Raw genomic sequence first — 12,145 nt, 5'->3', positions numbered from 1 at the left:
GATCGGCCCGGCCGGGTGTCTGCTGCCGCCCGGCCGGGGAGCTGCCTGCCGGGCGGCCTACGGGGCGACGACGACTTCCTGCGCGGCGGCGGTGGCGTCGGGGCCGACGACCAGTTCGGCGCCGGGAGAGACGTTGCGCTTGACGAGGGCGAGCGCGATCGGCCCCAGCTCGTGGTGGCGCGCCGAAGTGGTGACGAACCCGATCTGCCGTCCCTCCAGGCCCTCGGCGGCGAGCCGGACCGCGTCGCCGTGCACCGGCAGCCGCACCTCGCTGCCGTCCAGGTGCAGGAAGACCAGCCGCCGCGGCGGCTTCCCCAGGTTGTGGACCCGTGCGACGGTCTCCTGCCCGCGGTAGCACCCCTTCTCCAGATGCACCGCCGAGCCGATCCAGCCCACCTCGTGCGGGATGGTCCGGTGGTCGGTCTCCATGCCGAGACGGGGCCGCCGCGCCTCGACCCGCAGCGCCTCGTGGGCCAGCACCCCGACGGCCGGCCCGTGTGTGGCGGCGAAGCCGGCCAGCTCGCCGCGGGGCAGGAACAGGTCCCGCCCGTGCGGCGTCTCCCGGATGGCCAGGGCGCGGTCGGGCGCGTCGGCGATGGAGCCCGCGGGCAGGTGGACGACGGCGACCTCGGAGGTGCGGTCGGCGATCTCGACGCGGTAGAAGAACCGCATGCTCTCCAGATAGCTCAGCAGTTCGCCCTGTTTGCCCGGTTCGGTGCTCATCCACACCGTCGTCCCGTCGTCGACCAGCTCCAGCGCCTGCTCGATGTGGCCGTTGGCGGAGAGGATCAGCGCTTCGGTCGCCCGGCCGGGCGGGAGCTGTTCGACGTGCTGGGTGAGCAGCAGGTGCAGCCAGGAGAGCCGGTCCTCTCCGGAGACGGTGACCACGCCGCGGTGCGAGAGATCCACGAATCCGGTGCCGTCGGCGAGGGCGCGCTGCTCCTTGAACAGGTCGCCGTAGTGGGCGGCGACTCCCTCGTCGGGGGCTTCGGCCGCGACCCCGCCGGGCAGGTTCAGCAGCGGGCTGGGAGTGGGAGCTGCGGCGCTGCCGCGTGAACTGCTGGAGGACATACGCCCAGCCTACGACGGGCTGCGGCGGGTGCTCAGATGTTGCCCGCGCTGCCGGCCCGGTCGGTGTCGGCGCTCTCGCCGCACTTCGCGCACTGCCCGAAGATCGCGAAGTGCTTCATGTCCGTCTCGAAGCCGAACCGCTCCCGCAGGGTGGTGGCGAACGGCTCGGCGACCGACAGGTCCGCCTCGATCACCTCGGTGCAGTCCCGGCAGACCAGGTGCATGTGGTGGTGCCGGTCGGCGAGGTGGTAGGTGGGCGCGCCGTGGCCGAGGTGGGCGTGGGAGACCAGGCCCAGCTCCTCCAGGAGCTCCAGGGTGCGGTAGACCGTCGAGATGTTGACGCTGCCGGCCGTGCGGCGGACCTCCGCGAGGATGTCGTCCGGCGTGGAGTGCTCCAGCTTGTCCACGGCCTCCAGCACGAGCTGACGCTGCGGAGTGAGCCGGTATCCGCGCGCTCTGAGATCGCTCTGCCAGTCGGTGGTAGCCACGTGGTCCAGTGTAGAAGCGGGACGGGCCCGGGTGCCCCCGTGGCACCCGGACCCGCGTCATCGGAAGAAGGAAGGGATCAGTTCTGGCCGGCCTTCTTGCGCTTGGCCATGAAGACCGCCGCGCCGCCGATCACGACGAGGGCGCCCGCACCGCCGACGAGCAGCGGCGTGTTGGAGCTGCTGCCGGTCTCGGCGAGGTCGCCCCCGCCGCCGTTGCCCTTGTCGGAGCCGCCCGCGGGCGCCGGGGTGTTGGCGTCCGACGCGTCGTCGCCGGGCTTCGACGGCTTGGCGGTGGGCTTCTCGGTGGGCTTGTCCGAGGGCTCCTCGGTGGGCTTGTCGGTGGGCTTGTCCGAGGGCTCCTCGGTGGGCTTGTCGGTGGGCTTGTCGGTCGGCTTGGGCTTGGTGGCGTCCACGCTGTAGGTGCGCGTGAGGCGGTTGTTGCTGGTGTCCGGGTCGGGCTTGTCACCCTTGATCTCGGCGCGCAGCGTCTGCTTCTTGCCGGAGAGGGTGGCGGGAAGGTCCATGTTCTCCAGCGCGTCGCCGTCCGCGGCCAGCTTGGCCACGATGACGATCTTCTTGGCGCTCCAGGACTTCACGGTGCCCTTGTCCAGCTTCGGCTTGCCGGTGAAGGTGACGTTCTTGACGGCGGTCACCGTGACGGTGGCCTTGGTGGCCTCGGGGCCGTGGTTGCCGAAGTTGCCGCCGATGCCGTCGCCCATCACCTTGCCGGAATTCTTGTCGTAGAGAATCCCGGACGTCAGGCCGACGTTCAGCTCGGCGCCGCTGTCGTACGCGAAGGCGCTCGCCGCGGTGGCCAGCTGCGTGGTGGCCAGGCCGCCGAGCAGCGCGACGGTGGCGGCGGCGGAGGTTATGCGAGAACGATTCACAGAAGAAGCCTTTTCCCCGTTGGGCGGTCGAGCGCCGGGGCAAGAGGGCGCGAGAGCGCGCCACAGCGGCCCCACCGGCGCTCGTGCCGGTGAATGGATTAACGCCATTCTTATCACTCAAGGGCACGCATTAGGTTGCCTACCGGGAGTGATTTCGGTGACCCGCGCTGTAGGGGTCTCGCCGTGACCAGTGGATTCGCCTCGACCAGGGTGCCGGGGGAGAGTTCCCGAACCGGTGGGCGGAATCGCGCTATTCCACAGCTTTCACAATCGTGACATCTCCGAGACGTGTGCCGCGGGCAGGCCGCCGCTGCCGCCGAACGCGGCGGCAGCAGCCGTCGAACGGGGGGAACGGCCCCCGCCGCGCGAGGGAGACGACGTCCGGGGAGCAGGGCAGCGGTCCGCGCCAGGAAGACGGCGCCCGGCGCGAGGGAGGCGGGCGGCGGCGCGCCGCGGGAGGCGGGACGGTTCGGAACGGCGAACGGGGACGCTCCTCGGCGGAGGGAGCGTCCCCGGCGGAATACCCGGAGCGGGCGTCCCCGGCGGAGGCGGGAAGTCCGGTCCTCGGCGGAGTCCTCAGCGGAAGAAGGCGATGCCGTCGTCGGGCAGGTCCACGACGTCCTTGGCCCACTCCTTGGGGTCCACGACCTTCTTCAGGTGCGCGGACATGTAGGGCCGCAGCGGCACCTCGGGCGTGGCCTTCTCGCCCACCCACATCAGGTCGCTGTTGACGTAGCCGTACAGCCGCTTGCCACCGCTGTACTCGCCGGCGGCCGCCGTGCGGGCCACGGCGTCGGTCGCCAGGTCGATCTGCGGCTTCTTCTCGGCCAGTTCGCCGTACCAGACCTCGGCGATGCCCTGGTCGCGGATCATGACGACCTCGACCTTGCGGTCCGCGTCGATGCGCCAGTAGCCCGTCTCGGTCTCCAGCGGGCGGACCTTCCGGCCCTCCGCGTCGAGCTCCCAGGAGTGCGAGATGTACTCCAGGAAGTCACGGCCGTCGTGGGTGAAGGTGACTTCCTGCCCGAAGTTGCACTTCTGCTCCTCCTCGCCCTCCTGGGCGTCGAGGGCGGCCACACCGGCACCGGTCCAGTTGCCGAGCAGGAAGGCGAGGGGCACGAGGTCCGGGTGGAGGTCGGACGGAATCTCGATCATGGAACTGGTCGATCCCTAAGAGTGGCGGGCGTGCGAGCGGTCAGCGCTGGCCCTGGTAGAGCTTCTTGAAGGTCAGCCCGGCGAAGGCCACGGTGCCGACGCAGACCAGGACCATCAGGGCGGTGAAGAATGCCTCAAGCACGGGTGGCTCTCCTTGCGCGGTGTTCGGTGACCTTCCGAGTCTAATCGCCGCGGCGGAGGCGGACCTCCCGAGGGGGCTGCCCGGCGGACGAGGGGGGCGTTCGAGGGGCGAGGGGGCGCGCTCAGTAGACGAGGGCCTGGACGTCCTCGGCCATGATCTCGCTCACGAAGAGCTGGGCGCCCGCGATGCGGACGCCTTCGAGGACGTCCTTCTCCTCGATGTCACGGCGTGCCGCGCACTGGGTGCACAGCGTGATCCTGCCGCTCGCCTGGATCGCGGCCATGAGGTCGGGCAACGGCGCCGCGTGCGGCAGCTCGAACTCCGCCGCGCGGCCCGGGAGGGCGAACCAGGCGGATTCGCCGGTCAGCCAGAGGCTGACCTCGGTGCCGCTCGCCGCCGCGACGGAGGCGACGGTGAACGCCTGCGAGCACCGCTCGGGCGCGTCGGCGCCCGCGGTGACCTTGATGACGAGCTTCCGGTGTGCCATACGGCCAGCATATGGGGGCTCCGCCCGGTCCTGGCCCCGGCATCGTGCCGGGGCCGGGGCGCCCGGCACGCCGGCGCCGGACCCGGCGGAGCCCCCGCGCGGCTCAGACCGCGATGGTGACCTCGGCCAGCCCGCCGTCCTGGGCGACGACCGTGCGGTCCGCGGTGCCGCCGGGCACCAGTGCGCGGAGCGTCCAGGTGCCTTCCGCGGCGTAGAAGCGGAACTGGCCGGTGGCGGAGGTGGGGACCTCCGCGGTGAACTCGCCGGTGGCGTCCAGCAGCCGCACGTACCCGGTGACGGGCTCGCCGCCGCGGGTCACGCTGCCCTGGATCGTGGTCTCGCCCGGCTTGATGGTGGCGGCGTCGGGCCCGCCTGCCTGTGCTCCGCACATGAGGGAGTTCCGTTCTTTCGAGGGGTCGGGTCAGTTGGAGCCGAGCTCGACGGGCACGCCGACGAGCGAGCCGTACTCGGTCCAGGAGCCGTCGTAGTTCTTGACGTTCTGCTGGCCCAGCAGCTCGTGCAGGACGAACCAGGTGTGCGCGGAGCGCTCACCGATGCGGCAGTAGGCGATGGTGTCCTTGCCCAGGTCGACGCCCTCGGCCTGGTACAGCTCCTTGAGCTGCTCGTCGGACTTGAAGGTGCCGTCGTCGTTGGCCGACTTCGACCAGGGGATGTTGCGGGCGCTGGGCACGTGGCCGGGGCGCTGGGACTGTTCCTGCGGCAGGTGCGCGGGGGCGAGCAGCTTGCCGCTGAACTCGTCGGGGGAGCGCACGTCCACCAGGTTCTTGGTGCCGATCGCCTCGACGACCTCGTCGCGGAAGGCGCGGATGGCGGTGTCCTGCGGCTTGGCCTTGTAGTCGGTGGCCGGACGCTCGGGCACCTCGGCGACCAGGTCGCGGGAGTCCAGCTCCCACTTCTTGCGGCCGCCGTCGAGGAGCTTGACGTCCTGGTGGCCGTAGAGCTTGAAGTACCAGTAGGCGTAGGAGGCGAACCAGTTGTTGTTGCCGCCGTAGAGCACGACGGTGTCGTCGTTCGCGATGCCCTTGGCGGACAGGAGCTTCTCGAAGCCCTCCTGGTCCACGAAGTCGCGGCGCACCGGGTCCTGGAGGTCCTGCTTCCAGTCGATGCGGATGGCGTTCCTGATGTGGTTCTTGTCGTAGGCCGAGGTGTCCTCGTCGACCTCGACGAGCACCACCTTCGGGTCGTCGATGTGGGCCTCTGCCCAGTCGGCGTCGACCAGAACGTCGCTGCGGCTCATGCTGTCTCTCCTCGGGAGGTGGGTGGATGCGGCGGAGGGTGCGAACAGGTGCGCGTACGCGGCGGCTCGCGGACACGGATCGGGCGCACGGCGGGGTGCGGGCGTGCGCGACGGTGCGCGGTGGGACGTACGCGGGGCTGCGCTGCGGCACGTGTGCGGGTGGGCGGCGGGGCGCCGAGCGGGCAGGGCGCCTCGGCCCCGGCGGGACGTGCGGACGGTCAGCGGGTCAGCGGGAGCCGCGACAGAGCATGGCGGCGATGCGGCACAGGTCCACTGCCCGGCGCTTCGTGAGGTCCGCCTGTCGCTTCATGCGCTCGATCGTAAGGACGACGACGGGGCTCTGTCACCGCCGATCCGCATCGTGAGATGTTTTTGTCCGCATGGCGGGATGGGAGGCCCGGAGGTCTGGGCCGGCGGGCGGTGCCGGGCGAGTGGGTGCGGGGGACGTGCCCCCGCCCGTCTCGGATGGCGGGATTGATGATCTCGCCTTCAAGGGCAGCCGGACGCCGAGCCGGTCCGGTGCCGCGAAGGGCGGGGTCCGGACCCGGGTTCCCGGGTCAGCCGGCCAGCCGGACGTCGGTGCCCGCCATGGAGACGTCGACGCCGCTCTTGGTCGCCTCCACCTTCTCCAGCCGGAGGCCGTCGGGGAGCCGGTCGATCCTGCGGTCGAAGTCGATCTTCTTGCGGATCGCGTCCTCGACGCCGGGCACCTTGGAGCCGGGCACCTCGTCGGCGTGCAGTCGCACCGTGTCGCCGCCGGTCACGCTGACGGTGCTGTAGACGCTGCGCTCGATGGTGCGGCCCACCACCGGGAGGACGATGCCGGCGGTGACCTTCACCTGGTCCTTGCCGGAGGTGCTCTTGCCGCCGTAGCTGACGCGCACCCCGTCGTCCGCCGCCTTGGACAGGTCCGCGTAGGACAGGTGCACGGTGCCGGTGGCCCGGTCGGCGACCGCCGTGCTGAAGTTGTTCGACAGCTTCACGTCGAGGGCTTCCATGGTGATCCTGCTCAGCCGCACCTGGCGGTCGTTCGCCGTGGCGGTGACGCCCTCGACGTCGACCTTCACCTTGTCCAGTTGCTTGCCGGCGACCTGGGTCAGAAAGGGGAAGCCCTCGATGGAGACGGAGGGGTCGCCGGACGACGCGGAGCCGAGCTGGCCCTTCAGCTTCTCGGCCACCTTGTCCTCGGCGAGGTTCACCGCGACGCGGTCGGCCGCCACGAAGAGCCCGGTGAGTATCACCAGGATCACTAGCCCTGTGCGGAGTGCGCGCATGGTCTCCGTATCCCCCCATGAGTCGGCGTGCTGGCTGCGAGCGTAACCCGCTTCGTGGCGCTGCTGGTGGGGAGACGAGTGGGACGCAGGGGGGCAGTGGGGCTTCCGTTGCGGGGGTATCCGTCGTGGGGCGTCGTCAGAGCAGCGTGCGGCCCAGCAGCTGGACGGCAGGCACGGCCAGGGTCAGCGGGAGGGCGACGCCCGCGGTCATATGGACGAACCGGGACGGCCAGTCGTAGCTGGCCACCCGCAGCCCCAGCACCGCACACACCCCCGCGCCCAGGCCGATGAGCGCCGCCGGGACCGGATCCACGCCGGTCAGCCGGCCTGCCGCGGCCCCGGCGGCCGCCGCGGCCACCAGCGCGAGCGGCACCGACACCGGGCCGGGCAGCGGTACGGCGCGGGCCAGCGCCGCCACCGCGACCGCGGCGGCTCCCAGCGTCACCGCGTCGGCCTCGGCCGGGAGCAGCCCGGCGGCCAGCACCGTCAGTCCGATCGCGGCGAAGCCCGCGGTGAGCGCGTAGAGGCGTTCGTCGGGGCTGGAGTTGTTGCGCAACTGCAGCACCAGGGACAGGACGCACCACACACCCGCCGCACCGAGCAGCACCGTCGGCGCCGCTCCGCCGTCGGTCAGCAGCAGCCCGGCGTCGGCCGTCAGCCCGGCCACGAACGCCAGCGCGATGCCCTGCCGGGCGGGCCACATTCCGTTGAGCCGGTACCAGCCGGCCGCCGTCAGCGCCTGGAGCAGCACGAGTGCGCCCGCGAGCGCCCCGTGCCCCAGTGGTGCGGTGGCCGCCAGCAGCGCCGCGAGGGCCGTGGTGACGGCGGCGGGCCTCAGCCCCGGCGCGATGATCGGGGAGCCGGTCCGCTGCCGTGCGCCGCCGGTGCCCGCGGGGGCTGCCGTGGTCTGCGGGTCCGCCGGTGCCTGCCGGGCCGGGGGCGGATGCGGGGCGGTCCGGGTGGCGTGGGCGTGCGGAGCGGCCTGCGGGGCCGGCTGCGGCCCGGGCTGGGGCTGGTGCTGTGGCATCGGCTGGTGCTCTGTGTGGCTTTCCGGTGGCAGGGGCCGCCCGGCCCCTCCGGGCCGGAGCGGTCCCGAGGAGGCGGGCAGGGGCTGGTGGGCCGACGGGGTCCCGTGCGGGAGCGCCCCGGTGCGTCCGGGCGCGGTAGGCGGCGCGGCGGAGGCCGACGCGCCGCCGGGCTGCGGCCCGTCGATCCGGGTCACCTCGTAGGTCACGTCGTGGGAGACGTCGTACGCCGCCCCGTGGGACGGCTCGTACACGGGTCCGTGGGGCTGCTGGTACGGCTGCCCGTGGGTCTGCCCGTACGGAGGCGGGTACGTCGCCCCGTACGGGGCCTGTTGGCCGTACGGGACCTGGGGGGACGCCTCCTGGGCGTACGCGTCCGGACCGTACGGCCCCGAGGCGTAGGGATCGGTCCCGTACGGATCGCTCCCGTACGACCCCGTCCCGTACGGGTCCTGGGCGTGCGGGTCCTGGGTGTGCGGTGCGGGTCCGCCGTACCCGGGTCCGGCGGCGTGCGGCGGCGCGGCGTCCGGCTGGGGCGGGTGCGGGGGCAGCGGGTGGGACGGGTCGGGCGGCACGGGCCGGCCGTACGCGTCGTACATACCGCCGTAGGGCTTCTCGGGGCGGCCGTCGCTCATCGGGCGCCTCCCGCGAACGGGGGGAGGACCTCGACGGTGCCGCCTTCGCTGAGGCGGACGGCGTCATGGGTGCGGGTGCCGACCGGGTCGCCGTCGACCAGGAAGGAGCAGCGCAGCAGGACGCGGGCGAACTCGGGCCGCCCGGCGTGCGTCTCGCGGGCGCTGCGGAGCGCGTCCGCGAGGGTGCCGGCCTCGTACGGTTCCTCGGCGGTGCCTGCCGCGGCCTTCGCCGCCGCCCAGTAGCGGATCGTGCCGCTGGCCATGGTTGGGGTCCCTCTCAGCCGTCCGTGCCCTCGGTGGCGTCCGGTGCCGGTCCCGGGGCGTGTCCCGGCGTGCTTCCGGCGGCCCGCGGGGCGTGTGGGTCGCGGCTCCCATGATGCGGCCTCGCGGCGGGTGCGTGCAGCCGGGTGGCCGCCCAACTGCCGATCCGGTCCAACAGCGCGGCGTCCGCGGCGTTCTCGGCGTGTCCGAAACCGGGCCGCAGCCACAGTTCGCAGGCTTGTGGACCGGCTGCCTCGGCGAGCGAGAGCGGGTGGTCGACGGGGAAGTACGGGTCCTGGTCGCCGTGCACGACCAGCAGCGGGACCGGGGCGATCCGCGGGACGGCGGCGACGGGCGGGAGCGGAACGGGGTCCCAGTCCCGGTGGTGGACGCGGGTGCGGAGCCCGTAGCGGGAGACGAGCCGGCCGAGCGGGTGTTGGATCGCCCAGTGCAGCCGCCGCATCGGTGCCGTACCCCGGTAGTACCAGCGGGCGGGCGCGCTGACGGCCACCACGGCGTCCGCGTGGGCGGAAGAGTGGGCGGCCGCCGCGGCGTCGGCGGCCGCCGACGGGCCTGCCGGGTCGGCCGTGCGCCCGTCCGTGCGCCCCCTGTGCACCACAGAATCGAAAATTGACTCTGCGTGACCGTGTCCGTACTCCGTGCGGTACAGGGCCGCGTGCCGCAGCACGACCGAACCGCCCATCGAGAAGCCGACTGTCGCCACCGTGCGGTGCCCCCGTGCGCGTGCCCATGCCACCGCGGCGGCCAGGTCGAGCACTTCCCGGTCCCCCACGGTCGAGCGCCCGCCGGACCGGCCGTGCCCCCGGAAGGAGAAGGTCACCACGGCCGCGTGCGCGGTGAACGCGGTCGCCGCGCGGCGCACCGCGGGCCGGTCCAGGGCGCCGGTGAAGCCGTGCGCCAGCACGATCGCGCCCGGGTCCCCGGCGGTTCCGGAGCCGGTGGCCGGACCCGCGTACGGCTCGTAGCGGGCCTCGATCCGGACCCCGTCGGCGGTCCGCAACTCCTTCCGCACCGCCGTCGTGTCAGTACGCTGCGTAACACCCTTGCGGGGGGCGCGAGCGATGTCACATGCCGTTCCGACTCTCATGCGGGTATTCTGCTGGCAAGCAGGATCCGGGCAGCGTCGCCCCCGGGTCCTTTTGTGCTTTCTGGGGGTCGTGGCCGGTGGGACAGGCCCGCGGCCCGGCCCTCGGGCAGTGCCGTACGAAGCAGTGCCGCCATATTCCCCCGGGCACCGGCCCGGGTGGCGCCCCCGGCGCAGGGCGCCAGGAGGGAAATCGACGTCATGGGCAAGCGAACCGTGCAGAACCGAGACCGGAACCGAGGCCGTTCGAAAGCGCACCGACCACGTCCCACGTGGGCCCTCGCACCGAGGGAGGGCGTCACCGCATGAGTTCACTGCTGCTCCTCACCAACGCACTCCAGCCCTCTTCGGAGGTGCTGCCCGCTCTGGGGCTCCTCCTGCACAACGTGCGCGTCGCCCCCGCCGAGGGGCCCGCGCTGGTGGACGCGCCGTCCGCCGACGTGATCCTCGTCGACGGCCGGCGCGACCTGCCGCAGGTGCGCTCCCTGTGCCAGCTGCTGCGCTCCACCGGACCCGGCTGCCCGCTGATGCTGATCGTGACGGAGGGCGGGCTCGCCGCCGTCACGGCCGAGTGGGGCGTGGACGACGTGCTGCTGGAGACCGCGGGACCCGCCGAGGTGGAGGCCCGGCTGCGGCTGGCGACCGGCCGCCGCCAGCTCACCGCGGACGACAGCCCGATGGAGATCCGCAACGGGGATCTGTCGGTCGACGAGGCGACCTACAGCGCGAAGCTGAAGGGCCGGGTCCTGGACCTGACCTTCAAGGAGTTCGAGCTGCTGAAGTTCCTCGCCCAGCATCCGGGCCGGGTGTTCACCCGCGCCCAGCTCCTCCAGGAGGTGTGGGGCTACGACTACTTCGGCGGCACCCGCACCGTCGACGTCCATGTCCGGCGGCTGCGCGCCAAGCTGGGGCCGGAGCACGAGGCCCTGATCGGGACGGTCCGCAACGTCGGGTACCGCTTCGTCTCGCCGGAGAAGGCGGAGGGCCCGCCCGCCGCCGAGCCCGCCTCCGGCGCCGGGTCCGTCGCGGACGCGGCGGAGCGCGTGACCCGCGAGGCGGCCTCCTCGTCCCGGCGCAGCGGCGACTGACCGCCGGAGGGACCGGGGCCGCCGCAGGAAGCGGTACGGCCGGAGGGACCGGTACGGTCAAGAGGCCGTTATCGAGCCCTCCGGCCGGGCCCGGGAGCGTGCTTCCGGAGCCGTCGGCCGCGGTGCCGGGAGCCCTGCGCCGCGGCCTGGGGCGAAGGGCCGCGACGGGAGCGGAGCGGGGCGACTCATCCCGCGTAGACTCTCGGCGTGGCCAAGGTGACGCGGGACGACGTGGCGAGAGTGGCGGGGACCTCGACAGCCGTTGTCAGCTATGTGATCAACAACGGTCCCCGGCCGGTCGCCCCGGCGACCCGGGAGCGGGTGCTCGCCGCCATCAAGGAGTTGGGGTACCGGCCCGACCGGGTGGCCCAGGCCATGGCGTCGCGGCGCACGGACCTCATAGGGCTGATCGTCCCGGACGCCCGCCAGCCGTTCTTCGCGGAGATGTCGCACGCCGTGGAACGCGCGGCGGCCGAGCGCGGAAAGATGGTCCTGGTGGGCAACTCGGACTATCTGGACGAGCGTGAGGTGCACTATCTGCGCGCCTTCCTCGGTATGCGGGTCTCGGGCCTCATCCTCATCAGCTCCGGTCCCAGCGAGCACGCGGCCGCGGAGATCGACGCGTGGGACTCGCGCGTCGTGCTGATGCACCGACGGCCCGAGGCCATCGACGATGTCGCCGTCGTCCTCGACGACGTGGGCGGCGCCCAGTTGGCCGTCCGGCACCTGCTGGAGCACGGCCACGACGCGGTGGCCTGTCTCGGCGGCGTCGAGGAGACCCCGGTGCTCGGCGACCCGGTCACCGACCACGTCGTGGGGTGGGAGCGGGCCATGCGGGAGGCGGGCAGGTCCATCGAGGGCCGGCTCTTCCAGTCTCCGTACAACCGGTACGACACCTACCAGCGCTCCCTGGAGCTGCTGCGCCGCCCCGACCGGCCGACGGCGCTGTTCTGCGCCACCGACGACCAGGCCATCGGGGTGCTGCGGGCCGCCCGCGAGCTGGGCATCGACGTGCCCGGCGAACTGGCCGTCGTGGGGTTCGACGACGTCAAGGAGGCGGCGCTGACCGATCCGCCGCTGACCACCGTCGGCTCGGACCGCGAGGCGATGGCGAAGGCCGCCGTCGATCTGGTGCTGGACGACTCGCTGCGGATTCCCGGGACGCGCAACGGCGGCGTCCCCGGCAGCAAGGGCCGCGTCCGGCAGTTCCCGTCCGGACTGGTGATCCGCCGCTCCTGCGGCTGCGATCCGGCCTGAGCCGCGGCCCCG

Annotated in this window: 13 protein-coding genes; 2 read left to right on the top strand and 11 right to left on the bottom strand. The window is 72.8% G+C overall.

From position 1 onward, the window contains the following. Positions 1-57: 57 nt before the first annotated feature. The 11 genes from ACFYMO_RS28445 to ACFYMO_RS28395 all read right to left on the bottom strand — a co-directional run bounded on the left by ACFYMO_RS28445 (position 58) and on the right by ACFYMO_RS28395 (position 9,791). A complete protein-coding gene (locus tag ACFYMO_RS28445) occupies positions 58-1,071 on the bottom strand; it encodes a YgfZ/GcvT domain-containing protein (RefSeq protein WP_388549973.1) in 1,014 nt (337 codons plus the stop codon). Positions 1,072-1,103: 32 nt separating this feature from the next. Beyond that, on the bottom strand, positions 1,104-1,559 hold the full coding sequence (locus ACFYMO_RS28440) for a transcriptional repressor (RefSeq protein ID WP_366771821.1): 456 nt from the start codon (positions 1,557-1,559) through the stop codon (positions 1,104-1,106). A gap of 77 nt (positions 1,560-1,636) precedes the next feature. Beyond that, entirely contained in the window at positions 1,637-2,446 is an 810-nt protein-coding gene (locus ACFYMO_RS28435; protein ID WP_366771822.1) for an LAETG motif-containing sortase-dependent surface protein, read from the bottom strand. A 576-nt stretch (positions 2,447-3,022) separates the two neighbouring features. After that, positions 3,023-3,601, bottom strand: a complete 579-nt coding sequence (locus ACFYMO_RS28430) for an FABP family protein (protein ID WP_366771823.1) — start codon at positions 3,599-3,601, stop codon at positions 3,023-3,025. 263 nt (positions 3,602-3,864) lie between these two features. After that, positions 3,865-4,230 (bottom strand): DsrE family protein, encoded by a 366-nt coding sequence (locus ACFYMO_RS28425; protein WP_019355238.1) that lies wholly within the window; start codon positions 4,228-4,230, stop codon positions 3,865-3,867. 103 nt (positions 4,231-4,333) lie between these two features. Continuing rightward, positions 4,334-4,621 carry a DUF1416 domain-containing protein gene (locus ACFYMO_RS28420; protein ID WP_075003218.1) on the bottom strand — a complete coding sequence of 96 codons (288 nt, stop codon included), beginning with the start codon at positions 4,619-4,621 and terminating at the stop codon, positions 4,334-4,336. A 30-nt stretch (positions 4,622-4,651) separates the two neighbouring features. After that, a complete protein-coding gene (locus tag ACFYMO_RS28415; protein ID WP_366771824.1) occupies positions 4,652-5,488 on the bottom strand; it encodes a sulfurtransferase in 837 nt (278 codons plus the stop codon). A 557-nt stretch (positions 5,489-6,045) separates the two neighbouring features. After that, on the bottom strand, positions 6,046-6,762 hold the full coding sequence (locus tag ACFYMO_RS28410; RefSeq protein WP_366771826.1) for a DUF2993 domain-containing protein: 717 nt from the start codon (positions 6,760-6,762) through the stop codon (positions 6,046-6,048). Positions 6,763-6,898: 136 nt separating this feature from the next. Beyond that, positions 6,899-8,422, bottom strand: coding sequence for a hypothetical protein (locus ACFYMO_RS28405; RefSeq protein WP_388549966.1), 1,524 nt, complete (start codon positions 8,420-8,422; stop codon positions 6,899-6,901). Continuing rightward, positions 8,419-8,685, bottom strand: a complete 267-nt coding sequence (locus ACFYMO_RS28400) for a MoaD/ThiS family protein (RefSeq protein ID WP_366771829.1) — start codon at positions 8,683-8,685, stop codon at positions 8,419-8,421. Before ACFYMO_RS28400 ends, ACFYMO_RS28405 begins: the two co-directional genes overlap by 4 nt. A gap of 14 nt (positions 8,686-8,699) precedes the next feature. Next, positions 8,700-9,791: an alpha/beta hydrolase gene (locus ACFYMO_RS28395; protein ID WP_366771830.1), complete on the bottom strand. Its 1,092-nt coding sequence runs from the start codon at positions 9,789-9,791 to the stop codon at positions 8,700-8,702. A gap of 302 nt (positions 9,792-10,093) precedes the next feature. Between ACFYMO_RS28395 and ACFYMO_RS28390 the strand changes: the two genes are divergently transcribed. After that, entirely contained in the window at positions 10,094-10,876 is a 783-nt protein-coding gene (locus ACFYMO_RS28390; RefSeq protein WP_075003223.1) for a response regulator transcription factor, read from the top strand. A gap of 207 nt (positions 10,877-11,083) precedes the next feature. Beyond that, a complete protein-coding gene (locus ACFYMO_RS28385; RefSeq protein ID WP_366771832.1) occupies positions 11,084-12,133 on the top strand; it encodes a LacI family DNA-binding transcriptional regulator in 1,050 nt (349 codons plus the stop codon). Positions 12,134-12,145 lie beyond the last annotated feature (12 nt).

Source organism: Streptomyces sp. NPDC007025 (assembly GCF_042869455.1).
Classification (GTDB): Bacteria; Actinomycetota; Actinomycetes; order Streptomycetales; family Streptomycetaceae; genus Streptomyces.
Note: the sequence above shows the minus strand (reverse complement) of the source record. Positions and strands in the feature narration are given on the sequence as shown.

Excerpts from the sequence above, each read along its gene's own strand:
- ACFYMO_RS28445 (WP_388549973.1), bottom strand. The coding sequence starts at position 1,071 with ATGTCCTCCAGCAGTTCACGCGGCAGCGCCGCAGCTCCCACTCCCAGC.
- ACFYMO_RS28430 (WP_366771823.1), bottom strand. The coding sequence starts at position 3,601 with ATGATCGAGATTCCGTCCGACCTCCACCCGGACCTCGTGCCCCTCGCC.
- ACFYMO_RS28425 (WP_019355238.1), bottom strand. The coding sequence starts at position 4,230 with ATGGCACACCGGAAGCTCGTCATCAAGGTCACCGCGGGCGCCGACGCG.
- ACFYMO_RS28420 (WP_075003218.1), bottom strand. The coding sequence starts at position 4,621 with ATGTGCGGAGCACAGGCAGGCGGGCCCGACGCCGCCACCATCAAGCCG.
- ACFYMO_RS28415 (WP_366771824.1), bottom strand. The coding sequence starts at position 5,488 with ATGAGCCGCAGCGACGTTCTGGTCGACGCCGACTGGGCAGAGGCCCAC.
- ACFYMO_RS28410 (WP_366771826.1), bottom strand. The coding sequence starts at position 6,762 with ATGCGCGCACTCCGCACAGGGCTAGTGATCCTGGTGATACTCACCGGG.
- ACFYMO_RS28405 (WP_388549966.1), bottom strand. The coding sequence starts at position 8,422 with ATGAGCGACGGCCGCCCCGAGAAGCCCTACGGCGGTATGTACGACGCG.
- ACFYMO_RS28400 (WP_366771829.1), bottom strand. The coding sequence starts at position 8,685 with ATGGCCAGCGGCACGATCCGCTACTGGGCGGCGGCGAAGGCCGCGGCA.
- ACFYMO_RS28395 (WP_366771830.1), bottom strand. The coding sequence starts at position 9,791 with ATGAGAGTCGGAACGGCATGTGACATCGCTCGCGCCCCCCGCAAGGGT.
- ACFYMO_RS28390 (WP_075003223.1), top strand. The coding sequence starts at position 10,094 with ATGAGTTCACTGCTGCTCCTCACCAACGCACTCCAGCCCTCTTCGGAG.